This is a genomic window from Ralstonia pickettii, from assembly GCF_016466415.2.
Classification (GTDB): Bacteria; Pseudomonadota; Gammaproteobacteria; order Burkholderiales; family Burkholderiaceae; genus Ralstonia; species Ralstonia pickettii.
The window spans coordinates 1,772,147-1,796,061 of the sequence record NZ_CP066771.1 but is presented as its reverse complement, the minus strand read 5'-3'; the positions used below and the strand labels follow the sequence as shown (position 1 = coordinate 1,796,061).

General features: G+C 63.0%; 23 protein-coding genes and 1 tRNA gene. 15 read left to right on the top strand and 9 right to left on the bottom strand.

Annotation, left to right across the window (positions count from 1 at the left end; translation table 11 throughout):
* Positions 1–53: 53 nt before the first annotated feature.
* The 11 genes from RP6297_RS08450 to phoR all read left to right on the top strand — a co-directional run bounded on the left by RP6297_RS08450 (position 54) and on the right by phoR (position 12,150).
* A complete protein-coding gene (locus tag RP6297_RS08450; RefSeq protein ID WP_009240895.1) occupies positions 54–719 on the top strand; it encodes an RlmE family RNA methyltransferase in 666 nt (221 codons plus the stop codon).
* 131 nt (positions 720–850) lie between these two features.
* Positions 851–2,737, top strand: a complete 1,887-nt coding sequence (gene ftsH, locus RP6297_RS08445; RefSeq protein WP_009240894.1) for an ATP-dependent zinc metalloprotease FtsH — start codon at positions 851–853, stop codon at positions 2,735–2,737.
* A 152-nt stretch (positions 2,738–2,889) separates the two neighbouring features.
* Positions 2,890–3,753 (top strand): dihydropteroate synthase, encoded by an 864-nt coding sequence (gene folP, locus RP6297_RS08440; protein WP_144244010.1) that lies wholly within the window; start codon positions 2,890–2,892, stop codon positions 3,751–3,753.
* Positions 3,754–3,862: 109 nt separating this feature from the next.
* The gene (gene glmM, locus RP6297_RS08435) at positions 3,863–5,206 is read left to right on the top strand and encodes a phosphoglucosamine mutase (RefSeq protein ID WP_037028542.1); all 1,344 of its coding nucleotides are present in this window, start codon (positions 3,863–3,865) and stop codon (positions 5,204–5,206) included.
* Between the two features lie 191 nt (positions 5,207–5,397).
* Positions 5,398–6,429, top strand: coding sequence for a phosphate ABC transporter substrate-binding protein PstS (gene pstS / locus RP6297_RS08430; RefSeq protein WP_012762183.1), 1,032 nt, complete (start codon positions 5,398–5,400; stop codon positions 6,427–6,429).
* 120 nt (positions 6,430–6,549) lie between these two features.
* Positions 6,550–7,524 carry a phosphate ABC transporter permease PstC gene (pstC, locus tag RP6297_RS08425; protein WP_037028544.1) on the top strand — a complete coding sequence of 325 codons (975 nt, stop codon included), beginning with the start codon at positions 6,550–6,552 and terminating at the stop codon, positions 7,522–7,524.
* Positions 7,525–7,562: 38 nt separating this feature from the next.
* Positions 7,563–8,447 carry a phosphate ABC transporter permease PstA gene (pstA, locus tag RP6297_RS08420; protein WP_037028546.1) on the top strand — a complete coding sequence of 295 codons (885 nt, stop codon included), beginning with the start codon at positions 7,563–7,565 and terminating at the stop codon, positions 8,445–8,447.
* The gene (pstB, locus tag RP6297_RS08415; RefSeq protein WP_009240890.1) at positions 8,444–9,235 is read left to right on the top strand and encodes a phosphate ABC transporter ATP-binding protein PstB; all 792 of its coding nucleotides are present in this window, start codon (positions 8,444–8,446) and stop codon (positions 9,233–9,235) included. The genes pstA and pstB overlap by 4 nt, the downstream gene beginning before the upstream one ends.
* Positions 9,236–9,275: 40 nt before the next feature.
* Positions 9,276–9,989 carry a phosphate signaling complex protein PhoU gene (gene phoU / locus RP6297_RS08410; RefSeq protein ID WP_009240889.1) on the top strand — a complete coding sequence of 238 codons (714 nt, stop codon included), beginning with the start codon at positions 9,276–9,278 and terminating at the stop codon, positions 9,987–9,989.
* A gap of 24 nt (positions 9,990–10,013) precedes the next feature.
* Entirely contained in the window at positions 10,014–10,727 is a 714-nt protein-coding gene (phoB, locus tag RP6297_RS08405; RefSeq protein WP_004634238.1) for a phosphate regulon transcriptional regulator PhoB, read from the top strand.
* Positions 10,728–10,821: 94 nt separating this feature from the next.
* Entirely contained in the window at positions 10,822–12,150 is a 1,329-nt protein-coding gene (gene phoR, locus RP6297_RS08400) for a phosphate regulon sensor histidine kinase PhoR (protein WP_009240888.1), read from the top strand.
* A 76-nt stretch (positions 12,151–12,226) separates the two neighbouring features.
* Here phoR and ppk1 read toward each other — a convergent pair whose 3' ends face one another.
* Complete coding sequence (ppk1, locus tag RP6297_RS08395) at positions 12,227–14,398, bottom strand: polyphosphate kinase 1 (RefSeq protein ID WP_009240887.1); 2,172 nt, start codon at positions 14,396–14,398, stop codon at positions 12,227–12,229.
* A gap of 169 nt (positions 14,399–14,567) precedes the next feature.
* Here ppk1 and ppx point away from each other — a divergent pair, with 169 nt between their 5' ends.
* Entirely contained in the window at positions 14,568–16,106 is a 1,539-nt protein-coding gene (gene ppx / locus RP6297_RS08390) for an exopolyphosphatase (RefSeq protein WP_012762178.1), read from the top strand.
* Positions 16,107–16,186: 80 nt separating this feature from the next.
* Here the strand turns inward: ppx and RP6297_RS08385 are convergent, their stop codons facing one another.
* The 5 genes from RP6297_RS08385 to RP6297_RS08365 form a co-directional block, all read right to left on the bottom strand.
* The gene (locus RP6297_RS08385; protein ID WP_009240886.1) at positions 16,187–17,020 is read right to left on the bottom strand and encodes a GNAT family N-acetyltransferase; all 834 of its coding nucleotides are present in this window, start codon (positions 17,018–17,020) and stop codon (positions 16,187–16,189) included.
* Between the two features lie 128 nt (positions 17,021–17,148).
* Positions 17,149–17,622 carry a phosphohistidine phosphatase SixA gene (gene sixA / locus RP6297_RS08380; protein ID WP_004634229.1) on the bottom strand — a complete coding sequence of 158 codons (474 nt, stop codon included), beginning with the start codon at positions 17,620–17,622 and terminating at the stop codon, positions 17,149–17,151.
* Positions 17,623–17,760: 138 nt separating this feature from the next.
* Positions 17,761–17,837: transfer RNA gene (locus tag RP6297_RS08375), tRNA-Pro, on the bottom strand.
* A gap of 35 nt (positions 17,838–17,872) precedes the next feature.
* On the bottom strand, positions 17,873–18,694 hold the full coding sequence (locus tag RP6297_RS08370) for a sulfite exporter TauE/SafE family protein (RefSeq protein ID WP_009240885.1): 822 nt from the start codon (positions 18,692–18,694) through the stop codon (positions 17,873–17,875).
* A gap of 2 nt (positions 18,695–18,696) precedes the next feature.
* Positions 18,697–19,062: an ArsR/SmtB family transcription factor gene (locus RP6297_RS08365; RefSeq protein ID WP_009240884.1), complete on the bottom strand. Its 366-nt coding sequence runs from the start codon at positions 19,060–19,062 to the stop codon at positions 18,697–18,699.
* 100 nt (positions 19,063–19,162) lie between these two features.
* On the opposite strand from RP6297_RS08365, the gene RP6297_RS08360 reads away from it, so the two are divergent.
* Entirely contained in the window at positions 19,163–20,023 is an 861-nt protein-coding gene (locus RP6297_RS08360) for an MBL fold metallo-hydrolase (protein ID WP_009240883.1), read from the top strand.
* A gap of 4 nt (positions 20,024–20,027) precedes the next feature.
* On the opposite strand, the gene RP6297_RS08355 is transcribed toward RP6297_RS08360, so the two are convergent.
* The gene (locus tag RP6297_RS08355) at positions 20,028–20,924 is read right to left on the bottom strand and encodes a LysR family transcriptional regulator ArgP (RefSeq protein WP_009240882.1); all 897 of its coding nucleotides are present in this window, start codon (positions 20,922–20,924) and stop codon (positions 20,028–20,030) included.
* A 74-nt stretch (positions 20,925–20,998) separates the two neighbouring features.
* On the opposite strand from RP6297_RS08355, the gene RP6297_RS08350 reads away from it, so the two are divergent.
* The gene (locus RP6297_RS08350) at positions 20,999–21,640 is read left to right on the top strand and encodes a LysE/ArgO family amino acid transporter (protein WP_009240881.1); all 642 of its coding nucleotides are present in this window, start codon (positions 20,999–21,001) and stop codon (positions 21,638–21,640) included.
* Between the two features lie 17 nt (positions 21,641–21,657).
* On the opposite strand, the gene RP6297_RS08345 is transcribed toward RP6297_RS08350, so the two are convergent.
* On the bottom strand, positions 21,658–21,957 hold the full coding sequence (locus RP6297_RS08345; RefSeq protein ID WP_009277580.1) for a hypothetical protein: 300 nt from the start codon (positions 21,955–21,957) through the stop codon (positions 21,658–21,660).
* An 89-nt stretch (positions 21,958–22,046) separates the two neighbouring features.
* Positions 22,047–22,505 (bottom strand): MerR family transcriptional regulator, encoded by a 459-nt coding sequence (locus tag RP6297_RS08340; protein WP_009240879.1) that lies wholly within the window; start codon positions 22,503–22,505, stop codon positions 22,047–22,049.
* Between the two features lie 88 nt (positions 22,506–22,593).
* Here RP6297_RS08340 and RP6297_RS08335 point away from each other — a divergent pair, with 88 nt between their 5' ends.
* Entirely contained in the window at positions 22,594–23,829 is a 1,236-nt protein-coding gene (locus RP6297_RS08335; protein ID WP_009240878.1) for an NADH:flavin oxidoreductase/NADH oxidase family protein, read from the top strand.
* Positions 23,830–23,915: the final 86 nt, after the last annotated feature.

The following is a 23,915-nucleotide window of genomic DNA, read 5'->3' as shown; positions in this document are numbered from 1 at the left end:
GGTCCTGGCCGCCATGTTTGGCGCTACATCCGGGCGAAATTGCAACCAATTCGATGGCAAAGAACAAGTTCAACCAGTCGTGGCTGCACGACCACATCAATGATCCGTACGTAAAGCTGGCGCAGCGCGAAGGCTATCGCGCGCGTGCGGCCTATAAGCTGAAAGAGATCGACGAGCAGGACAAGCTCATCAAGCCGGGTCAGGTTATCGTCGACCTTGGCGCCGCGCCGGGAAGCTGGAGCCAGTACGTGCGCAACAAGCTGGCCGCCTCGCCGCGCGCCAAAGACGGCCGGATCGACGGGGCCATCGTCGCCATCGACATCCTGCCGATGGAAGCCATCGCTGACGTCACCTTCATTCAGGGAGACTTCCGGGAGGACGACGTTTTCCGGCAACTGGAAGAAATCGTGCTGGAAGCCACCGGCGGGGGCAAAGTGGACCTTGTTTTGTCCGATATGGCCCCCAATCTCTCTGGTGTGGCGTCGGCAGACGCCGCGCGCATGGAGCACATCGCCGAGCTGGCTGTGGAATTTGCCATGGCGCACCTGAAACCTGAGGGCGCGCTGCTGATCAAATGTTTCCATGGCAGCGGCTATAGTCAGATCGTCGAGATGTTCAAGCGTCATTTCAAGATCGTGGCGCCGCGCAAGCCTAAAGCCTCCCGCGACAAATCGTCCGAAACATTCCTGTTGGGCCGCCAGCTCAAGCATTCCGGCTGACAGACGATACTCAGGAAGGGGCCCCCGGCTGGCACGGCGGTCCGTCGGTCTTGCGGGCAATCAACCCGCGGCGGTGTCCGTGCATTACAATGCCAAGCATCCCGTCAAGGCATTTCTAAAGGAGTCTCGCCTTGAATAACAACTGGTTTCAGAAGGCGGCCATCTGGCTGGTGATTGCCTTGGTGCTGTTCACCGTCTTCAAGCAGTTCGACAAGCCCCGCGCCCAAGAAGGTGTGACGTACTCGCAATTCATGGACGATGCAAAGGCCGGCAAGGTCAAGCGCGTCGAGGTCCAGGGCCGTACGTTGTTGGTCACACCGAACGAGGGCAACAAGTATTCGATCATCTCGCCGGGCGACATCTGGATGGTCGGCGACCTGATGAAGTACGGCGTGCAGGTGACCGGCAAGGCGGAAGAGGAGCAAGGTGTGCTCCTTACCGCGCTTTACTACCTCGGCCCGACGCTGCTGATCATCGTGTTCTGGTTCTACATGATGCGGCAGATGCAGGGCGGCGGGAAAGGCGGTGCCTTCTCGTTCGGCAAGTCCAGGGCACGGTTGATCGACGAGAACAACAACAGCGTCACGTTTGCTGACGTGGCGGGCTGCGATGAATCGAAGGAAGAAGTCGTCGAACTGGTTGACTTCCTGAAAGATCCGCAGAAATTCCAGAAGCTGGGCGGGCGTATCCCGCGCGGCGTGCTGCTCGTGGGGCCTCCGGGTACCGGCAAGACGCTGCTGGCGCGCGCCATTGCCGGCGAGGCCAAGGTGCCGTTCTTTAGTATTTCCGGTTCGGACTTCGTTGAAATGTTCGTTGGCGTGGGCGCAGCCCGCGTGCGCGACATGTTTGAAAACGCCAAGAAGCAGGCGCCCTGTATCGTGTTCATCGATGAGATCGATGCGGTTGGCCGCCATCGTGGCGCCGGCATGGGCGGCGGCAACGACGAGCGCGAGCAGACCCTGAACCAGATGCTGGTCGAGATGGACGGCTTCGAGGCCAACTCGGGCGTCATCGTGATCGCGGCAACCAACCGTGCAGACGTGCTCGACAAAGCGCTGCTGCGTCCTGGCCGCTTCGACCGTCAGGTCTACGTGGGTCTGCCGGATATCCGTGGTCGCGAGCAGATTCTCAAGGTGCACATGCGCAAGGTGCCGATCGGCAACGACGTCGATGCATCGGTGCTTGCGCGTGGCACGCCGGGCTTCTCGGGTGCCGATCTCGCCAACCTGGTCAACGAAGCTGCGCTGTTTGCTGCACGCCGCAACAAGCGCGTGGTGGATATGCAAGACTTCGAAGACGCGAAGGACAAGATCTACATGGGTCCGGAGCGCAAGTCGGCCGTGATCCGCGAAGAGGAGCGCCGCGCTACGGCGTACCACGAGTCGGGCCATGCGGTGGTGGCGAAGCTGCTACCGAAGGCTGATCCGGTGCACAAGGTCACGATCATGCCGCGCGGCTGGGCTGGCGGTCTGACCTGGCAGCTGCCGGAGCACGACAAGCACTACGCCTACAAGGACACGATGCTCGAAGAGGTCGCGATCCTGTTTGGTGGCCGTGCCGCAGAAGAGGTGTTCCTGGGTGCGATGAGTACCGGTGCCTCTAACGACTTCGAGCGCGCCACCAAGATGGCCCGCGATATGGTGACGCGCTATGGCATGAGCGACGCGCTTGGCACCATGGTTTACGTCGATACGGAACAGGATGGCTTCTTCGGTCGCATGGCATCGAAGACGGTGTCCGAGGCGACGCAGCAGAAGGTGGATTCGGAAATCCGCCGCATCGTGGACGAGCAGTACGCCCTGGCCAAGGGGCTGCTGGAAGCGAATCGCGATAAGGTGGAAGCCATGACTGCGGCGCTGCTCGAGTGGGAAACCATCGACGCCGATCAGGTCAATGACATCATGGACGGCAAGCCGCCGCGCCCGCCGCGCTACGGCTCGACCGGCGGTGGCAGCACCCCGCCGGGTGGAGGCACGCCGGCTGGGGTGAACCCGGGCAACGTGCCTGCCACGGCCTGATGTGTTGATGGGCCGTTAGTTTGTCGCCCGGGCGGCGACGCAAAAGAGCCGGTGCAAGTGCACCGGCTTTTTTTTGTTGGCGCATTCTGGCGTGCCTGGCGTAGGATTCCGGTCCTGCACAGCATTTCCATCGATCTATCTTGTCCGCTTCCATTCCCACCACAACGCACTTCCAGTGCGGACGCTTCCGTTACCCACGTGATCGCCGTCCCCTCATCATGGGCATTCTCAACGTCACGCCCGATTCGTTCTCCGATGGCGGGCAGCACGCCACGCGTGATGCAGCGTTGCGCCACGCCGAGCAGCTGATCGCCGAAGGCGTCGATATGATCGACATCGGTGGAGAGTCGAGCCGGCCGGGCGCCGAGCCGTTGAGCCTGCAAGCCGAATTGGACCGCGTGATGCCTATCGTCGAGGCGCTACGCGAATGCGGCAAGCCGCTGTCGATCGATACCTACAAGCCCGAGGTGATGCGGGCCACGCTGGATGCGGGCGCCGATCTGATCAACGATATCTGGGGCTTTCGCCGGCCCGGCGCGATCGAGGTGGTGGCAAAGGGCAACGCGGGCCTGTGTGTCATGCATATGCAGCGCGATCCCGAAACGATGCAGGAAGCGCCCAGCTATGTAGACCTGATGGGCGAGGTGGAGGCCTTCCTGTGCACGCAGACGGAGGCGCTGATGGCTGCCGGCGTGGCGGCCGAGCGTGTCTCCCTTGATCCGGGGTTTGGTTTTGGCAAGACGCCGGATCACAACCTCACCATGCTCAATCGCTTGGCGGAGTTTCAGCGCATCGGTTTGCCGTTGCTCGCCGGTTTGTCGCGCAAGTCGACGCTTGGCGCGGTGTTGGGCGGCAAACCGCCAGCCGAACGTGTGACCGTCAGTGTGGCGGCAGCGCTACTGGCGGCGGAGCGGGGCGCGTTCATCGTGCGTGTGCACGACGTGCAGCCGACCGTGGAGGCAATTCAACTCTGGTGGGCCATGCGTCATGAACGCGTAAATCCGCCAATGGCTTGATAGCCGCCCCAGCCTCACGCGGCTGGGGGTCAAGCGAACAGAGGATTGCCCAGCGATGGCCGGCGTCTTACAAACAAAGAGAGAAACATTTCTCCAGGAGAGACTCCCAATGTCCAGGAAGTATTTCGGCACCGACGGCATCCGTGGGCGTGTCGGTGAAAGCCCGATCACGCCGGATTTTGTGTTGCGCCTTGGTTATGCAGCCGGCCGTGTGTTGGCCCACGGTGGGGAAGCGCATGGCCACGGCCGTCCCACCGTGCTGATCGGTAAGGACACGCGCCTGTCGGGCTACATGCTGGAAGCCGCGTTGGAAGCGGGCTTTACAGCAGCCGGCGTGGACGTGCTGATGAGTGGCCCGCTGCCCACACCTGGCGTGGCGTATCTCACGCGTGCGCTGCGGTTGTCGGCGGGCGTGGTGATTTCTGCCTCACATAACCCGTATTACGATAACGGCATCAAGTTCTTCTCGGCCACCGGCGACAAGCTGCCGGATGAAATCGAGCTGCAGATCGAAGCCGAACTGGAAAAGCCGATGGCGTACGCTGCCTCTGATGCGCTGGGCCGTGCCCGTCGTATCGAGGATGCCGCTGGACGCTACATCGAATTCTGCAAGAGCACGTTCCCGAGCGACCTGAACCTGTTCGGAATGAAGGTCGTGCTGGACAGCGCGCATGGCGCGGCCTATCACATTGCACCGCACGTCTTCCACGAGCTGGGTGCGGACGTAGTATCGATCGGCAACCAGCCGAATGGCCGCAACATCAACGACGGCTATGGCGCGACGGCGCCGGGTAAGTTGGTTGAGGCTACGCGCGAGCATCAGGCTGACATCGGCCTGGCCTTTGATGGCGATGCCGACCGCCTGCAGGTGGTGGACCGCAATGGGCGCCTTTACAACGGCGATGAGCTGCTCTATGTGATGGTGCAGGCGCGCCGTGCGGCGGGCCAGACGGTGCCGGGTGCGGTTGGTACGCTCATGACCAATCTTGCCGTGGAACTCGCACTCAAGGCGCAGGGCGTGGAGTTCGTGCGCGCCAAGGTGGGCGATCGCTATGTGCTGGAGGAGCTGAAGAAGAATGGTTGGCTGCTCGGCGGCGAAGGTTCGGGCCACTTGCTCTGTCTGGACAAGCACAGCACGGGCGACGGCATCATTTCGGCGCTGCAGGTGCTTGCGGCATTGCGTCGCAGCGGCCAGACGCTGGACGAGATGCTCGACGGCGTGCGCCTGTTCCCTCAAAAGCTTATCAACGTGCGGGTCGAAAAGGGTTTCGATTGGAAATCGCACGCGGCCTTGCAGGCGGCTCTCAAGACGAGCGAGGCCGAGTTGAATGGCAAGGGGCGTGTGCTGATTCGCCCGTCGGGTACGGAGCCGGTCGTGCGCGTCATGGTGGAAGCGCAGGACGCTGAGCTGGCCAACCAATATGCGGAGCGTCTTGCCGCGACGTTGCAGTAAGTGGTTGCCCAATCAAGCAAACATATGGAAAAGCGGCCTCCGGGCCGCTTTTTTTATGCGCGTGGGTCGACTTTCCTGCCCTGCAGAGCGGTTATGAGAAGTTTTCGTGTTGTCACAGAACTGTCATTTGAGCGGCCTAAAGTTCGGATGTCAAAAATCTGTCATCGCTCAACCGCTCCTCTGGAGAACTCATGAAACTGGTCAAAACCGCAATCGCTGGCGTGGCTGCACTGGCTTTCGCCGGTGCCGCATTTGCTGTTGACATCACTGGCGCAGGCGCAACGTTCCCGGCACCCGTCTACAACAAGTGGGCGGCCGACTACAACAAGGCGACCAACACCAAGGTGAACTACCAAGGTATCGGTTCGTCGGGCGGCATCAAGCAGATCACCGCCAAGACCGTCGACTTCGGCGCATCGGACATGCCGTTGAAGGACGAAGAGCTGGCCAAGGATGGCCTGATCCAGTTCCCGACGGTGATCGGCGGCGTGGTGCCCGTGATCAACCTGCCGGGCGTGAAGCCGGGCGAGCTGACGCTGAATGGCCAATTGCTGGGTGATATCTACCTGGGCAAGATCAAGAAGTGGAACGATCCGGCCATCGCCAAGCTGAATCCGAAGGCCAAGCTGCCGGACCAGGACATCCTGGTGGTGCGTCGTGCTGACGGTTCGGGCACTTCATTCATCTTCACGAACTACCTGTCGAAGGTGAATGCCGAGTGGAAGAGCAAGGTCGGCGAAGGCACGACCGTGAACTGGCCGACGGGTACGGGTGGCAAGGGCAACGAAGGCGTGGCCGCTTTCGTGCAGCGTCTGGGTGGCGCAGTGGGCTACGTCGAGTACGCCTACGCCAAGCAGAACAAGATGACGTATGTGAACCTGCAGAATAAGTCGGGTGCCGTGGTGAAACCGACCGCAGAAGCCTTCAAGGCCGCAGCCGCCGGCGCCGAGTGGAGCAAGTCGTACTACCAGATCCTCACGGACGAACCGGGTAAGGACGCATGGCCGATCGCTGGTGCCACGTTCATCCTGCTGCACAAGACGCAAGCCAAGCCGGAGCAGGGCGCTGAAGTCATGAAGTTCTTCGACTGGGCCTACAAGGGTGGTGACGACGCCGCCAAGAGCCTGGACTACGTGCCGCTGCCGGACGCTGTGAAGAACCAGATCCGCGCAACGTGGAAGTCGAGCGTGAAGGATGCATCGGGCAAGGTTGTCTACAACTAATGACCGCTGCTAGCTGCATAACGGTTCGTAACTAGATGCAGCACAAGGTGCGGGAGGTCGGTACGAATCGGCCGCCCGCACCATTTCAAAAGCTTCTTTCACGGCTGACCGGTTTCCCTCATGGCCACGTTCTCTGATTCCTCCGGCGCTTCCCGTCTGCGGGCACCCAGCCGCCTTGGCGACCTGATGTTCGGCGGTCTGACCCGCCTTGCCGCAATCGTTACGCTGTTGCTCCTGGGCGGCATCATCATCTCGCTCATCATCAGCTCCTGGCCCACGATTCAGAATTTCGGCCTGTCGTTCCTGTGGAATTCGGAGTGGGATCCGCCCTCTGACATCTATGGCGCGCTGGTGCCCATCTACGGCACCCTGGTCACATCGCTGATCGCGCTCATCATTGCCGTGCCTGTGAGCTTCGGCATTGCCCTGTTCTTGACCGAGTTGTCGCCGGCCTGGCTGCGCCGACCGCTGGGTACCGCCATTGAGCTGCTCGCCGCAGTGCCATCCATCGTGTACGGCATGTGGGGGCTGCTCGTGTTTGCGCCGATTTTTGGCGAATACTTTCAAAAGCCGCTGGCCGCGACCGTCGGCAAGATCCCTGTCGTCGGGGCGCTGTTTCAGGGCGCGCCGATCGGCATCGGCCTGCTATGTGCCGGGGTGATCCTGGCGATCATGATCATTCCGTACATCTCTGCGGTGATGCGCGACGTGTTCGAGGTCACGCCGACGCTGCTCAAGGAATCCGCCTACGGGGTGGGCTGCACGACGTGGGAAGTCATGTGGAACGTGGTGCTGCCGTACACCAAGGCGGGCGTGATCGGCGGTGTGATGCTGGGCCTGGGCCGCGCCCTTGGCGAGACCATGGCCGTGACGTTCGTGATCGGCAACACCAACCTGCTGTCCGACGCCTCGTTGTTCTCGCCGGGTAACAGCATTACCTCGGCGCTGGCCAATGAATTTGCGGAAGCGGGCCAGGGCCTGCATACCGCGGCGCTCATGGAGCTGGGCTTGATCCTGTTCGTCATCACGTTCATCGTGCTGGCGGCCTCCAAGCTGCTCCTTCTGCGCCTGCAGAAGAGCGAGGGTCAGAAGTGAACCAACACGATCTGCCTGACGCTATGAGACCCAATACCATGCGTATGCCTTCCATCCCTGCCGTTCGCGCCGACTCTGAAAAGATCAAGGCCCGCCTGCAGGCCCGCCGCCGCAATGTCAACGGGATTGCGCTGGCACTGTCGCTTGCCGCTATGGCTTTCGGCCTGGTGTGGCTGGCTTGGATTCTCTGGACCACGCTCTCGCTGGGTGTGGGCGGCCTGTCGATGTCGCTCTTCACGGAGATGACGCCGGCGCCCAACACGGCGGGGGGCGGCCTCGCCAACGCCATCGCAGGTTCGTTGCTGCTGGTAGGTATGGCCACCCTGATCGGCACGCCGCTGGGCATCCTGGCCGGCATCTATCTGGCCGAGTACGGCAAGACGTCGATGCTGGCGAGCGCCACGCGTTTCATCAACGACATTCTGCTGTCGGCGCCGTCCATCGTGATCGGCCTGTTCGTGTATGCCGTCGTGGTGGCGCGTGTACATCACTTCTCGGGCATTGCCGGTGTGATCGCGCTGGCGCTGCTGCAGATTCCGATCGTGGTGCGCACGACCGAGAACATGCTCAACCTGGTGCCCAACGCGATGCGTGAAGCCGCCATGGCGCTCGGCACGCCCAAGTGGAAGATGGTCCTGTCGATTACGCTCAAGGCGTCGTACGCCGGCGTGATTACCGGTGTGCTGCTGGCTGTGGCCCGCATTGCCGGCGAAACCGCGCCGCTGCTCTTCACCGCGTTGAATAACCAGTTCTGGAGCCTGGATCTGAATCAGCCGGTGGCCACGCTGCCGACCGTGATCTTCAAGTTTGCGATGAGCCCGTTCCCCGAGTGGCAGCAATTGGCCTGGGCCGGGGTGTTCCTGATTACGCTGGGTGTGCTGGGGCTGAACGTCCTCGCGCGTGCCTTGTTCACCAAGAAATGACCATGACCGCTACGTCCCTCGAAGTGCGCACGCAAAGCCCGAAGATCGATGTTCGCGACCTGAACTTCTACTACGGCAAGTTCCACGCACTGAAGAATATCTCGCTGCAGATTCCGGAGAAGCAGGTGACAGCCTTCATCGGCCCGTCGGGCTGCGGCAAGTCGACACTGCTGCGTACGTTCAACAGGATGTACGCGCTGTATCCGGAGCAACGTGCCGAAGGCCAGATCAACATGGACGGCGAAAACCTGCTGACCTCGCGCATGGATATCGCCCTGCTGCGCGCCAAGGTTGGCATGGTGTTCCAGAAGCCAACGCCGTTTCCGATGTCGATCTACGACAACATTGCTTTCGGCGTGAAGCTGTTCGAGCGTCTGTCTCGCTCCGAGATGGACGACCGCGTGGAATGGGCGCTGACCAAGGCCGCACTGTGGAACGAAGTGAAGGACAAGCTCAACCAGTCCGGCTACGGCCTGTCGGGCGGTCAGCAGCAGCGTCTGTGCATCGCGCGCGGCATTGCCATCCGCCCCGAAGTGCTGCTGCTGGACGAGCCGTGCTCGGCGCTGGACCCGATCTCCACGGGCAAGATCGAAGAGCTGATCGCCGAGCTGAAGGACGACTACACCGTCGTCATCGTCACGCATAACATGCAGCAGGCGGCGCGTTGCTCCGACTACACGGCGTACATGTACCTGGGCGAGCTGATCGAGTTCGGTGATACCGAAAAGATCTTCATCAAGCCTCAACGCAAAGAAACGGAAGACTACATTACCGGCCGCTTCGGCTGACCTGCAACAACGCTGAAGCTGAAGCGACAAGGAGAAACCGATGTCTGAAAAGCATCTGTCATCGCAGTTTGACACCGACCTGACCACCATCAGCACCAAGGTGCTGCAGATGGGCGGTCTGGTGGAAGCGCAGATTGCCCGCGCGATGCGCGCGCTGGCCAACTTCGACACCGCGATGTGCGATCAGGTGCTCGCGGTGGAGCAGGAGATCAATGCGCTCGAGATCGAGATCGACGGCGACTGCAACAACATCATTGCGCGCCGCCAGCCGACCGCCCGCGACTTGCGTCTGGTCATGGCTATCTCGAAGACCATTACCAATCTGGAGCGCGCCGGTGACGAGGCCGCAAAGATTGCGAAGCGCACCAAACGTCTCATGCAGGACCCGTCCGCACACGCGCTGAACTACGCAGGCGTGGATCGCTCGGGCGAGATGGCCGCAACCATCCTGCGCCACGCGCTCGACGCCTTCGCGCGCCTGGACACCACTGCCGCCGTGTCGATCCTGCAGGAAGACAAGGCCATCGATGAGGAATTCCGCGGCTTCATGCGCGAACTCATCACGTACATGATGGAGAACCCGCGCACGATTTCGGTGGCGCTGGATCTGCTGTTCATTGCGAAGGCCATTGAACGTATCGGCGATCATGCCAAGAACATCGCCGAGTTTATTATCTATATCGTCAAGGGAACCGACGTCCGGCATGCCGGGCGCGAGGCGCTGGAGCGCGAGATCCTGGGCGAAGGCGAATAAGAAGGCAGGACTGGAGACGTGAGCATGCCGAGCAGTATTCTCGTCGTAGAAGACGAACCGGCGATCGCCGAGCTGATCGCCGTGAACCTGCAGCACGCAGGGCACTACCCGATCCGCGCGTACAACGCCGAGCAGGCGCTGTCGCTGATGAGCGACGTGTTGCCCGACCTCGTCCTGCTCGATTGGATGCTGCCGGGCAAATCGGGGGTGATGTTCGCCAAGGAGCTACGTGCTAACGAGCGCACGCGCCAGATCCCGATCATCATGCTGACGGCTCGCAGCGAAGAGCAGGACAAGATCATGGGTCTGGACAGCGGCGCGGACGATTACGTTACCAAGCCGTTCTCGCCCAAGGAATTGCTGGCCCGCATCAAGGCAGTGCTGCGCCGCCGCGCACCGCAGCTGACCGACGACGTGGTGGCGATCAACGGCCTGAAGCTGGACCCGGCCACGCACCGCGTGACGGCCACGAACGTCGAGGCCGAAAACCCGATCAAGCTGGACCTCGGACCGACGGAGTTCCGCCTGCTGCATTTCCTGATGACGCATCCGGAGCGCGTGCACAGCCGCTCGCAGTTGCTGGATCAGGTGTGGGGCGACCACGTGTTCGTGGAAGAGCGTACGGTGGACGTGCACATCAAACGCCTGCGTGCAGCGCTCGCTCCGGGCGGCTACAGCAACATGATCGAAACCGTGCGCGGCAGCGGCTATCGCCTCGCGCGCAATCCGGGGCAGTAACGCAATAACGCATCCGTCAGGCGAACGCGCGAGCCGGTTTTTTTTCCATCGCGCGTTCACACGCCCGTCGCGGTCCAGCGCTTAGAATGCCTTCATGAACGTCTTCTGGACCCGCTTTGCCGTCTTTGCCACCCTCATGGGCATCGTCACGGCATGCCTGTATATCTTCGTCGACCACGTCGCTGCGCTGGCGGTGCTCAGCGCCATGCTGTTGGCGATGCTCCTGTATTACATCTACCAGATCCAGCGCCTGTGGCGTGTGCTGGACTCGCCGGCCTATGGCGAGATTCCGAGCGCGCTTGGCCTGTGGGGCGAGGTCTACTATCGCCTGCACCGGTTGATGAAGGGATGGCGCACGCAGGTGTTGCAGGTCGAGCAACAGCACAGCCGCTTCATTCAGGCCATTCAGGCATCGCCCAACGGCGTGCTGATGCTTGATGGTGAAGACCAGATCGAATGGTGCAACGCGGTAGCTGAAGAGCATTTCGGCCTCTCTGCCAAGCGTGACCTGCGCCAACGCATTACCCATCTGATCCGCCGACCGGAGTTCGTGCGCTACCTGGCGCGCGGCGAGTTCGAGGAGCCGCTCACCATGCATGACGTGGGCCCGCACAAGCAAAGCATCATCTCCGCCCAGATCTTGCCGTATGGCGAAGACCGCAAGCTGCTGGTGTCGCAGGACATCACCAAGCTGGAGAACACCGAAGCGATGCGCCGCGATTTCGTGGCCAACGTTTCGCACGAGCTGAAGACACCGCTGACCGTGCTCTCTGGCTTTCTCGAGACGGTGCGCGATATCCCGCTGCCGGAAGAAGACAAGCGGCGCTACCTGGACATGATGCACACGCAGGCCATGCGCATGCAGCATCTGGTAGAAGACTTGCTGGCGCTCGCCACGCTCGAAGGCAATCCCGAGCCGCCGTCTCTGGCGCCGGTGCCGATGCAGCGCATGATGCTCCAGCTCCAGCACGATATCGAAGCGCTGTCTGCGGGCCGGCACACCGTCAGCATGACATGCGACCCGGCCGTGAGTGTGTGCGGCGCCGAGCTTGAGTTGCTGTCCGCGTTCAGCAACCTGGCGTCCAACGCCGTGCGCTACACGCCGGATGGCGGCAGTATCCGACTCGATTGGGGTGTACGCGACGGGCACGCGGTGTACTCCGTCACTGACACGGGGATTGGGATTGCGCCAGAGCATATTCCGCGTCTGACCGAGCGCTTCTATCGTGTTGACCGCAGCCGTTCACGCGATACCGGCGGCACCGGGCTGGGCTTGGCCATCGTGAAGCACGTGCTGTCGCGCCACGGTGGGGAGCTGCAGGTGACTAGCGAGCACGGCAAGGGCAGCACTTTCCGCGCCGTCTTCCCGCCAGAGCGCACGATCGTGCGCAGCGCCACCATGACCGACGAGCGCGTCGCCTGATCGCAGCCTTCGCCAATGCGCCAATGAAAAACGCACGCTGTTGAGCGTGCGTTTCTGTTTGCAAGCAAGCTGGCGATCAGCCCGCGGAGATCTCCACCGGCGCGCGAACCGTCGGTTCCGCGGCCGTTGCCGCTGCCACTGCGGCCGCCGTTTCCGCCGCAGCAGCAGCCTGCGGCGAGAAGTGGTTCAGCAGTTCCAACTGGCTGACGCGCACATGCTTGCCCCGCGTCTGGCGCTGCACGTAACGGCCATCCTGCTGCATGACCCACGCCGACGCATTGTCGCGCAGATGCACCTGGAGGCTTTCCTTGATGACGCGCGCCTTGAGCTTGCGATCAAGCACGGGGAAGGCCACTTCCACGCGACGGAACAGGTTGCGGTCCATCCAGTCGGCGCTGGAGAGGTAGACGACCTCCTCGCCACCGGCATGGAAGTAGTAGACGCGGTGATGCTCCAGGAAACGCCCGACGATGGAGCGAACGCTGATGTTCTCCGACAGCCCCGGCACGCCCGGCTTGAGGGCGCAGACACCGCGCACAATCAAGTCGACCTTCACGCCCGCCCGCGACGCCTTGTACAGCTCGTCGATGATGGCCGGCTCCAGCAGCGCATTCATCTTGCCGATGATGCGCGCACGTTTGCCTGCTCGAGCGGCGCGTGCTTCAGCTCGAATGTGCTCGATCAGGTTGTCGTGCATCGTGAATGGCGAGTGCCACAGATGATGCAGCTTGACCTGTGCGCCCGTGCCCGTGAGCAACTGGAACACGTGATGCACGTCTTCGCAGATCTGCTCGTTCGCCGTCATCAGGCCGAAGTCGGTGTAGAGGCGGGCGGTCTTGGGGTGGTAGTTGCCCGTGCCCAGATGCGCGTAGCGGCGCAGCCTGACGGCCTTGCCCTTGCCGGATACTTCGCGGCGCACCACCAGCAGCATCTTCGCGTGGCACTTGTGACCGACCACGCCATACACGACATGAGCGCCGGCCGATTCAAGCTGGTCCGCCCAGTTGATGTTCGTCTCTTCGTCAAAGCGCGCGAGCAGTTCGACGACGACGGTCACCTCCTTACCGTTGTGCGCAGCTTTGATGAGCGCTTCCATCACCGTGGATTCGTTGCCGGTGCGGTAGACGGTCTGCTTGATTGCGACCACGTCGGGGTCGCGCGCTGCCTGCTGCAGCAGCTCTAGCACTGGCGTGAAGCTTTCGTATGGATGGTGCAGCAGGATGTCGCCCTGGCGGATGGCGTCAAACACGTTGGAACTGTTGGCCACCTGCCTGACCGTTGCCGGCACGTGCGGCGGGTATTTCAGCACCGGTTTGTCGACCATGTCGGGCACCTGCAGCAGGCGCACCAGGTTCACAGGCCCTTTGACGCGGTAGCAGTCCGCGTCGGTCAGGCCGAACTCCTGCAGCAGTCGCACCACCAGCGCGGGCGACGTGTCGTGTGCGATTTCCAGGCGTACTGCGTCGCCAAAGTGGCGCGTAGACAATTCACCCTGCAGCGCTTCGCGCAAGTCCGTGATTTCATCTTCCGATACAAACAGGTCGGAGTTGCGTGTCACTCGGAATTGGTAGCAGCCATGTACGTCGATCTGCGGGAACAGCTCATGCACAAAGCCCTGCATGAACGACGACAGCAGCACGAACCCATACGGGTAGCCCGACAGTTCCGGCGGCATCTGCACCAGCCGGGGCAGGGCGCGCGGGGCCTGCACGATGGCCAGCTCTGCCTCACGGCCGAATGCGTCCTTGCCCGACAGCTCGATGATGAAGTTCAGGCTCTTGTTGAGCACGCGTGGGAACGGGTGCGCAGGGTCAAGAGCCATTGGCGTCAAAATGGGTACCAGCTCGCGCTGGAAGAAACTGCGACACCAGGCGCGCTGGGCTTCATTCCAATTGGTGGTCATGTGGAAGAAGACGCCTTCCTTCTCCAGCAAGGGCAGGATCTCCTCCTGCAACATGGCATACTGTTGCGCGACCAGCTGCCGCACCCGCTCCGAGACCACGCCAAATGCCTGCTGCACCGACAGCCCGTCGGGCGTGACCGACGAAGGGTTGTCGCGCATCTGCTCCTTCAATCCGGCAATGCGGATTTCAAAGAACTCATCGAGATTGCTCGACACGATGCAGATGAATTTCAGCCGCTCCATCAGCGGCACACCCGGGTCAGCGGCCTGGGCGAGCACACGGGCGTTGAATTCCAGGATGCCCAGTTCGCGATTGAGCAGATCGCCCGCGGGCAATGTCGACATGTTGTGTTCTGACGGATGACGATCCGGCCACTTTTTCATAGTTCAGTGTCAAATTTGTGACACATTGAATTTGTCACGTTCGGGACACAATAAAGACATATTTTGTTGCGCATTGTTTCGAACGACAATACCCCGCGCCCCTGATTCTGCTCCTCACCCGTTTTCATTCATGAGTCCCACCCCCCGTCTGCTGGCTGCTGTCGACATGGGCTCCAACAGCTTCCGGCTGATGATCGGCCGCGTCGACGAAACCCTTGGTGCCAACGGTGCCAGCAGTACCCAGATCTTCCAGGTCGATGCGCTGCGCGAACCGGTGCGTTTGGCTGCCGGGCTTACGCAAGATAAGTACCTGGATCAGCCCGCGCGCCGGCGCGGCGTCGACGCCTTGCGCCGCTTTGGCGATCGCTTGCGTGATTTTGCCCCTGAGCATGTGCGCGCCGTGGCCACCAACACCTTGCGTGTAGCCAAGAACGCGCAGGAATTCCTGATCGAGGCGGAAGCCGCGCTGGGGTTTCCCATCGAGGTGATTGCGGGCCGCGAAGAGGCACGGCTGATCTATCTCGGTGCATCGCATGACGCACCGGCGTGCCAGGGCAACCGGCTCGTTGTCGACATCGGCGGCGGCTCCACCGAGTTCATTATCGGCAACGGCTACAAGCCCAAGCTGATGGAGTCGCTGTATATCGGTTGCGTTTCGCACAGCCGGCATTTCTTCCCCAACGGCAACGTTGATGAATACGCGATGAAGCAGGCCGAGCTGGCCGCGCGTCGCGAGATCCAGGTGCTCGTGCAGCAGTACCGCACGGCTGGCTGGACGCAGGCCGTCGGGTCATCGGGGACGGCGCGTGCGCTGGCCGAGCTGATCGAGCTGAACGGCTTCAATGACAAGAGCAACGAACACGGTATTACGCGTGAAGGGCTGGAGCGCCTGAAGCGCGCGCTCGTCAAGTCGGAGAACACCAACCGCCTGAAGCTCAACGGCCTGAAGGCGGACCGGATTCCGGTGCTGCCGGGCGGGCTGTCGATCATGCTCGGCGTGTTTGCGGAACTCGACGTCGACCGCATGGACGTGACCGATGGCGCCTTGCGCCTGGGCGTGCTGTACGACCTGCTCGGCCGTACGCACCACGAAGACATGCGCACGGTGACGATTGAGCAGTTCATGCGCCGCTACAACGTCGATCGAGCGCAGGCGAGCCGCGTTCGCGATGCGGCGACCGCGCTGCTGTCGCAGTTTCCCGATCCGCCCGATGAGCGCCGCGAAGACAACCTCGCGCTGCTGGGTTGGGCGGCAAACCTGCACGAGATCGGCATGAGCATCTCGCACAGCGGGTACCACAAGCACTCGGCGTACATCGCCAGCCATGCCGATATGCCGGGTTTTTCCAGGACAGACCAGGCGCGCCTGGCGACGCTGCTGCTGGGCCACGCCGGCAAGCTGGGCAAGCTTTCGGGCGGCGGCAAGTTCCTGGATTGGCGGATGCTGTTCAGCCTGCGTCTGGCGTTTGTGCTGTGCCGCAGGCGCGGAGCGATCCAGTTGCCGGGCTTGCGCGTGCGCCATAGCGAAGGCGAACTGAACGAAGGTGGTTTCGAAGTCGAGCTGCCCAAGAACTGGATCGAGCAGAATCCGCTGGTGGAATACAGCCTGACGAAGGAAGCCGATGAATGGCAGCGCATCGGCCGCCGCTACAAGGTGGTGTACGTGTAAAGCGTAGCGCAGCCTCCCAAGCAAAACGGCCCGGAGTGACCCGGGCCGTTTTATTTGGTGTGGCGCTGTTCTGAGCGATATCAGCCGCGCAGGAAGTGGCGTGCGTAGCGCGGGTTGATGTCCGACAGGCGCAGCAGCGTGAGGAAGTCGGCGACGTTGAAGTCAGGGTCCCAGGCCGGTGCGCCGCAGATGCGTGCGCCCAAGCGCAGATAACCCTTCACGAGCGCAGGCGGCTCGACTTCGAGATCCTGGTTCAGTTCGTCCACCGGCAGTGCCACGCGTGGGAAGGCGTGGTACTCGATCGGTGCGAGCGAGCCATCTTCAACGAAGCTGCGATACAGGCTGGCTGCAAAGTGACCGCCATCGCCCATCGACACGCTTGCGCAGCCCAGCATCGATTCGAAACCGTAGCGCTGCATGTATTCGCCCAGGCCGGCCCACAGCGCCATGATGACGCTGCCCGAGCGGTAGTCGCGGTGCACGCACGAGCGGCCAAGCTCGACCATCTTCGGACGCAAGTGCGCCAGGCGCACGAGGTCGAATTCGGATTCGGAGTACAGGCAACCAATCTGCTTGGCAGCGTCCGGGCGCAGCACACGGTAGGTGCCGACCACGCGGAGCGTTTTCTGGTCGCGCACGATCAGGTGGTCGCACACGGCGTCGAACATGTCGACGTCCAGTTCCGTGTGGGCCGAGGGCAGGCGGGCGCCCATCTCTTCGGCAAACACCTTGTAGCGCAGGCGCTGCGCTTCGGTCACTTCATCCTGATGGCGCGCCCACGAAACGGCCAGAACAGGCTTGTCACGCGCCGGAAGAGCGTCGGGTGAGCGAGGAAGGCCCCTCCGTGCGTTGCCCAGGTTCAGGCTCGGCAGTGCGTCGATCAATGGCTGGGTGGGCGTCGGCAGGTCTCGCATTCGTGCATCCCCAAGGGTGGATTTCGAAGCGATTCTAGAGGCGCTACGTGACAGATCCGCGACAAAAGCGTGTCAACCGTGACCGTTACGTGAATTTTGCGTGGCGATGCTGTGACCAACGTGATGTGTCACGCGAGATCGGGGTTCACCACCGCGCGCAGCACGGTCTGTGCTTCGTCTTCACGCATGCGGCGGCAGAGCCACCACACGCCGGCTTTCTTCACGCTCCAGTCCATTTCCGTGCCCGCGATGAGCAGGCTGGCAAGGCGCCCGAGCCACGGCTGATGGCCGACCAGCAGCAGGTTCGTATTCGACGGCCAGTCCAATGCATCGAGGATCGCGCTCACATCTGCGCCAGGCGCGAGCGCGGGCAGCGTCTGGAAATGTTCGGTGAGGGCGCGTGCGGTCTGCTGTGTGCGGACCGCGGGGCTCGCGAGCACGAGCGTGTCTGCCGGCAGGCGAGGGCGCAGCCAATTGGCCATCTTCTCGGCCTGCTTGTGACCGCGCTTGGTGAGTTCTCGCTGGAGATCGGTGTTGCGCTGGATGCGCAAGGATGCGGCCACGTCTTCGGCTTCAGCGTGGCGCCACAGGATGAGGTTCATGGAGAAGGGGGGCGGCATTGCATGATGCGGATGCTGTCTTTATAGCATCGTCAGATGACACCATGCGCCGCAACGCAACGCGCCAAAGCAAAACGGCTTACGTGGTGAACGTAAGCCGTTTTGTTTGCTGCTCAATGCTGGTCGGGGCGGCAGGATTTGAACCCGCGGTCTTCCGGTCCCAAACCGGACGCGTTACCAGACTACGCTACGCCCCGAAGACCGCGATTGTACCGCTTTCGCAACAAGCTGGTCAAATCAGTGTTCGGACGATCATCCCGAGCGCCACGACGCCCGCAAACGCGGCAAATCCTTGCTGGAGGGCCGGCCCTGCCAAATGCTGCGCAAAGCGCCGTCCCACCAGCATGCCGGTCAAGGCGCCGGCGGCAAACGGCAGCGCGATATGCCAATCGACATGCCCGCCGATGGCCGAGGCGGCCACACCGCCAGCGGACACCAGCGCAATCACTGCCAACGAGGTGGCGACGATGGTTTGCATCGGCAGATCGGTCGCGCGGCGCAATGCGGGCACGATGACAAAGCCGCCGCCCACGCCCAGCAACCCGGACAGGAAGCCTGCGCCCACGCCCGACGCAGCCAATGCGCGCGCGCACGGCAGCGTCCAGACGAGCTTGGCCGTGGTGCTGTCAAGGTGGCACGGCGGTGCCGTGCGCCTCGGGCGCGGCTCGGTGGACGGTGCTGCGCGCGCTTGCCGGAACATGCGCACCGCCACGTAGGCGAGCACCACCGCAAACAGCAGCGTGAGCGGCGTGTTCGGTACGCGGTGCGCAACCCAGATGCCAAACGGCGAGATCACCACGCCGCACAGCGCCATCAGCCCAGCGGCCTTGTAGCGGACCTTGCCTTCGCGCAAGCCGAGCGTCGCACCCAGCCCGGCGGACAGTCCCACCGCCAGTAGTGCAATGGGCGCAGCTTCCGGCACCGACAGATGCAACCCAAAAATCAGCAGCGGCACCGCGACAATGGCGCCGCCTGCGCCCGTCAGCGCCAGGATCAGGCCAACCACGGAGCCCAGTCCCGCACTGATGATCCAACCCGCTTCCATCGGCGACATGGTCAGCGTCCCGCCATCTTCTTCATGACCTTGCCGCAGTAAAGCTCGGACAGCGTCTGCATGATCTGGATGACCTCGAAGCTGGCGAGCCGGTAGTAGATGTATTTGCCTTCGCGCCGCGTGGCGACAAGGCCCTCGTCGCGCAACACGCCCAATTGCTGCGACAGGCTGGGTTGATGCAGGCCGACCAGCGCCTCCAGCTCGCCGACATTGCGCTCGCCCTGCGTGAGCTGGCAGAGCAGCAGCAGACGGTCTTCGTGCGCCATGGCCTTGAGCACGGCGCACGCTTGCGATGCAGACGCGCGCAGCATGGAGATGGCCGCATCGGGCAGCGGCACGACGTTGGGACTGGTAGTGGAATGGCTCATCGCGGTGTGATGCAGGGGCTATTCGCGCCTTTTGCGCTATTGGCAGACAGAATGTCAGACGATATTCTATAAAAATATAGATTGTTCGGGAAAGTCCACCATGCACGCCCAGATCGAATCCTTCTTCGACCCCGATACCTGCACCATGACCTACGTCGTGCACGCGGGGCCCGGCTCGCCCTGTGCCGTGATCGATTCGGTACTCGACTACGACCCCAAATCGGGCCGCACGACGACCCGCTCGGCCGACCGCGTTGCGGCGTTCATCGAAGCGCAGGGCTTGCGCATCGAATGGCTACTGGAGACCCACGCGCATGCCGATCACCTGTCGGCTGCGCCGTATCTGCGTGGGCGTTTCGGCGGGCGTATCGCCATCGGTGAGCGCATTCGGGTCGTGCAGGGCGTGTTCAAGCCGATCTTCAATCTCGAGCGCGCGTTCCTGCTTGATGGCTCACAGTTTGACCACCTGTTTGCGCCGGACGAGGTGTTCCATATCGGTAATCTCGAAGCAAAGGCGCTGGCCGTGCCGGGCCACACGCCGGCAGACATGGCGTATCAGGTGGGCGATGCGGTGTTTGTGGGCGACACGCTGTTCATGCCGGACGTGGGCACCGCGCGCTGCGATTTTCCGGGAGGAAATGCGGGCACGCTGTACCAGTCGATCCGCCGCTTGCTGGATCTGCCGCCGGACACGCGCCTCTACATGTGCCACGACTATCCGCCCGGTGGGCGCGAAGCCGTGTGCCACACAACGGTGGCCGAGCAGCGCCGCGCCAACATCCATGTGCGCGATGGCGTGACCGAGGCCGAGTTCGTGCAGATGCGCACGAAGCGCGATGCCACGCTCGGCATGCCGACGCTGATGCTGCCGGCCATTCAGGTGAACATTCGTGCGGGCATGTTGCCTCCGGCCGAGCCGAACGGCGTGCAGTACCTCAAGATTCCGCTGAACGCGCTGTAACGGCTCAGGGAGCGAGCAGCGCGGCACGCGCGGCAGTCAGCACTTGACGGCTGAGTTCATCGAGCAGCGAGGATGCTGCCCGCGCATGCTGCCAATGCAGCGGAACATCCAACGGCGTGTTAGGCACCAGCTCGACCAGTGAGCCGTCTTCAAGATGCTGCGCAATCAGCGCATGCGGATGCAGCCCCCAACCCATGCCGGCCACGGCCGCAGTCACAAACGCCTGCGACGACGGCAGCAGATGGCGCGGCAATTCCACATGGCGATGGCACAGGCGCCGTGCCCAGGTGGCCTGCAATGCATCCTTGGTGTTGAACACGAGGCAGGGCGCTTTCGACAGTTCTCCTGCGCCGACGCCGTCTGCGAAATGTCGCTGGACGAATGCAGGGCTGGCTGCTGCCAGATAACGCATGGACCCGAGGGGGCGGCTGTTGCAACCCGCAGCCGGCCGCGCGGTGGCCGTAACGGCCGCCAGCACGGCACCGCTGCGCAGCCATTCACCGGTGTGATCCTGGTCATCCACAGCCACTTCCATCAACACCGGGTGGGCTGCTGCGAACGTGGCGATTGCAGGTGCGAGCCACGTCGCCAGGCTGTCGGCGTTCACGGCAATGGGCAGCGCAACGCGCGCCGCGCCGTCTGGCCCCAGCGTCGGAAGCGCGCCTTGCAGTTCCTGTTCGAGCAGGCGCACGCGGTCGACGTGCTGGCAAAGCCGCAGGCCGGTCTCGGTGGGGCGGCACGGCTGATCGCGCACGACCAGCGCGCAGCCGACGCGTTCTTCCAGCAACCGGATGCGTTGCGAAATGGCCGACGGCGTGACATGCAGTGCGCGCGCCGCGCGCTCGAAACTGCCTTCTCGAATGACGGCAGCCAAAGCTGCCAGTGCAGAATAATCCAGCACGTAAGTTAGGAAAACTGAATTGAATGAAGGAAAGATAGTTTGTCTTCATTCAATCGGGCTGGCAAGCTGCGCGCATGGCCACATCGCTTGCAACTTCCTCATCCGTCTTCCTGCAGGGCGTGGCGCTGAGCCTTGGTCAGATCGTGGCCATTGGCGCGCAGAACGCTTTTGTGCTGCGTCAGGGGCTGCGCCGCGAACACGTGGGCAGCGTGGTGCTGTTCTGTGCGATGACCGATGCGCTGCTGATTCTGGCGGGCGTGCTCGGTATGGCGCAGGCGTTGGGTGAACGACCCAGCCTCGCGCGATTCCTCGCGTTGGCGGGCGCGGCATTCCTGTTGCTGTATGGCGTGCAGGCGCTCCGGCGGGCGCGGTATTCCAACCAGTTACGGGCCGCCGCGGGCGGGGACGGCCTCAGCCGGCGCGCGGCGCTGGCGCAGGCGGCGGCATTTACGCTGCTCAATCCGCACGTCTATCTGGATACGGTTCTGCTCGTGGGCAGCATTGGTGCTCAGCAAGCCTCGGCATTGCGCGGCTGGTTTGTGGCGGGTGCAGGGTCGGCCAGCCTGTTCTGGTTTGTGTCGCTGGGGTTCGGCGCGCGCTGGCTCGCACCGTGGTTTGCCCGGCCCAAGGCGTGGCAGGTATTGGATGGGTTGATTGGCGTGACGATGCTGGTGCTGTCTGCCTTGCTGCTGCGTCACGTCCTGCGCGGGTTTTGATTCGATTCCGCTAGCCGTTACGCCACCGCCGCCAGCACGCCCTTGCGCGCGCGGAGGACCCCCACCGACTTCAACAGCGCATACCCCTGCAGCGTGACGCGCGGCGCGCTCACGCCGGGGCTCAGGCGTTCCAGCGTAATGAGCTGGAGCGCCAGCAGCGTTTCCATATCCAGCGTATCCAGGTCACGTGGTTGCGAGTCGCCGCACAGCAGAACCAGTGCATCGCCTTCGCCTTCGCCGGTGCCACGCCCAAGGGCGACATGGTGTGCGCATTCACCGGCGTGCTGCGTGCGGGCAGGTCGGAAGCCGTCTGGCACGTTCTGTCGGACCGGGCCACAAGCGGCGAAGTCACCCGGTGATGGCCCACGCCGACACGTTCGCGCGTGTCTCGGACCAGGCAGGTGCCTCAGCCGCGCTTTCGTGCATGGCGCATCTGCGGTTCGACGGCAGGTTGCTCGAGCGGCCGGAGGTTCATCTTGTCGAACACGCGGCGGGCGCGGTCGGCGCAGTCTTCGCCGTCGGGCTCGTGGTCGACTTCGCGAATGAGCGCAAGCAAGTCGCGCTTGTTTTGCGCCAGGCGCTGCTCAAGCACGCCGATTTCCGCGACCTTGCTGTGCAGCGCCTGCAGAAGTTCTTCGCGTGGCCACGCGCCCTGGTGTCCGGGCAAGAGGGCGCGAATCTCTTCCAGCGAGAACCCCGCGCTTTGCGCGCGCAGGATGATCTGCAGCCGCGTGACGGATTCCGGCGCGTACTCCCGATAGCCATTGGACTGCCGCTCCGCCGGCTGCAACAGGCCGCTGGCTTCATAGAACCGGATGCGCGAGGCGGCCACGCCGCTCAGGCGCGCCAGTTCACCAATCTTCATGTGCGTGCTCCGCAGACTTGACATTCAAGTTGACTTTAAGCTTAGGGTTGAGGTCTCGTCAAATGTCAAATCCCACGCGGATGCCACCATGAAGCTCTTCACGCCCCTCGTTCTGCCCAACGGCGCGGTGATCCCAAATCGCCTTGCCAAAGCCGCCATGGAAGAAAACATGGCCGATGCCGATCACGCGCCGTCCGACGCGTTGCTGCGCCTGTATGAGGCGTGGGCGGCAGGTGGCGCGGGCTTGATCCTGACCGGCAACGTGATGATCGACCACCGCGCCATGACCGGCCCGAACGGCGTCGTCCTCGAAGACGGCGCGCATCTCGAGCGCTTCCGCCGCTGGGCCCAGGTGGCGCGTGCGCACGGCGCGCATGCGTGGGTGCAGATCAACCATCCGGGGCGCCAGATGCCGGCCTCGCTCGGGCAGCCGACGCTGGCGCCGTCGGCCGTTCCGCTGGCGCTGGGCGCGCTGTCCAAGCAGTTTCCGGTGCCGCGCGAGATGACCGAGGCGGATATCGGCGAAGTCCAGCAGCGCTTCACGCGCAGCGCGCAACTGGCCGAGCAGAGCGGCTTCACCGGCGTGCAGATCCACGCCGCCCATGGCTATCTGCTGAGCCAGTTTCTGTCGCCCATTTCCAACCGGCGGCAGGACCAGTGGGGCGGTCCGATCGAAAACCGCGCGCGCCTGCTGCTCGATATCGTGCGCAGCGTGCGTGCCGCCGTGTCGCCGCAGTTCGTGGTGGCGGTCAAGCTGAACTCGGCCGATTTCCAGCGCGGCGGCTTCAGCCCTGACGATGCGAAGCAGGTGGTCGAGCTGCTCAACCCGCTGGGCGTCGATCTGGTGGAACTGTCCGGCGGCAGCTACGAAGTGCCTGCCATGCAAGGGCACGCGCGCGACGGCCGCACGCTCGCCCGCGAAGCGTATTTCCTGGAATTCGCACGGGACATCGCCACCGTTGCCCGCATGCCGCTGATGGTCACGGGCGGCATCCGGCGCCGGGCCGTGGCGGAGCAGGTGGTCGACAGCGGTGTCGATATGGTGGGCATTGCGACTGCGCTGTCCATCGATCCAAACCTGCCGCGCGACTGGGCTGGCGGCAAGAACAACGCGCCCGCGCTGCAGCCCGTTACGTGGAAGAACAAGGCGCTGGGGGCACTGGCCAACATGGCGGTCGTCAAGTTTCAGCTCAACCGGCTGAGCGAGGGGCGCACGACGGACCCGCGCGTGTCGCCGCTGCGGGCGCTGATTCAGCAGCAACTGGCCGCAGCGTGCCAGTCGCGGCGCTATCGTCGATGGACGGCGCAACGTCAGGCGCGCTAGCGCATATTTTCTGACCGGACCGGCGCAGCCTTACCGATGCGCCGCGTCTCTTGTAGATTCATGTTTTGCCTCCGATCGGAAAGTAC

Excerpts from the sequence above, each read along its gene's own strand:
- pstB (WP_009240890.1), top strand. The coding sequence starts at position 8,444 with ATGACCATGACCGCTACGTCCCTCGAAGTGCGCACGCAAAGCCCGAAG.
- phoU (WP_009240889.1), top strand. The coding sequence starts at position 9,276 with ATGTCTGAAAAGCATCTGTCATCGCAGTTTGACACCGACCTGACCACC.
- RP6297_RS08385 (WP_009240886.1), bottom strand. The coding sequence starts at position 17,020 with ATGCGAGACCTGCCGACGCCCACCCAGCCATTGATCGACGCACTGCCG.
- RP6297_RS08360 (WP_009240883.1), top strand. The coding sequence starts at position 19,163 with ATGCACGCCCAGATCGAATCCTTCTTCGACCCCGATACCTGCACCATG.
- RP6297_RS08340 (WP_009240879.1), bottom strand. The coding sequence starts at position 22,505 with ATGAAGATTGGTGAACTGGCGCGCCTGAGCGGCGTGGCCGCCTCGCGC.
- RP6297_RS08350 (WP_009240881.1), top strand. The coding sequence starts at position 20,999 with ATGGCCACATCGCTTGCAACTTCCTCATCCGTCTTCCTGCAGGGCGTG.
- RP6297_RS08335 (WP_009240878.1), top strand. The coding sequence starts at position 22,594 with ATGAAGCTCTTCACGCCCCTCGTTCTGCCCAACGGCGCGGTGATCCCA.
- RP6297_RS08370 (WP_009240885.1), bottom strand. The coding sequence starts at position 18,694 with ATGTCGCCGATGGAAGCGGGTTGGATCATCAGTGCGGGACTGGGCTCC.
- phoB (WP_004634238.1), top strand. The coding sequence starts at position 10,014 with ATGCCGAGCAGTATTCTCGTCGTAGAAGACGAACCGGCGATCGCCGAG.
- ppk1 (WP_009240887.1), bottom strand. The coding sequence starts at position 14,398 with ATGTCGACATTGCCCGCGGGCGATCTGCTCAATCGCGAACTGGGCATC.
- glmM (WP_037028542.1), top strand. The coding sequence starts at position 3,863 with ATGTCCAGGAAGTATTTCGGCACCGACGGCATCCGTGGGCGTGTCGGT.
- ppx (WP_012762178.1), top strand. The coding sequence starts at position 14,568 with ATGAGTCCCACCCCCCGTCTGCTGGCTGCTGTCGACATGGGCTCCAAC.
- phoR (WP_009240888.1), top strand. The coding sequence starts at position 10,822 with ATGAACGTCTTCTGGACCCGCTTTGCCGTCTTTGCCACCCTCATGGGC.
- pstA (WP_037028546.1), top strand. The coding sequence starts at position 7,563 with ATGCGTATGCCTTCCATCCCTGCCGTTCGCGCCGACTCTGAAAAGATC.
- RP6297_RS08450 (WP_009240895.1), top strand. The coding sequence starts at position 54 with ATGGCAAAGAACAAGTTCAACCAGTCGTGGCTGCACGACCACATCAAT.
- pstC (WP_037028544.1), top strand. The coding sequence starts at position 6,550 with ATGGCCACGTTCTCTGATTCCTCCGGCGCTTCCCGTCTGCGGGCACCC.
- RP6297_RS08365 (WP_009240884.1), bottom strand. The coding sequence starts at position 19,062 with ATGAGCCATTCCACTACCAGTCCCAACGTCGTGCCGCTGCCCGATGCG.
- sixA (WP_004634229.1), bottom strand. The coding sequence starts at position 17,622 with ATGAACCTCATCCTGTGGCGCCACGCTGAAGCCGAAGACGTGGCCGCA.
- pstS (WP_012762183.1), top strand. The coding sequence starts at position 5,398 with ATGAAACTGGTCAAAACCGCAATCGCTGGCGTGGCTGCACTGGCTTTC.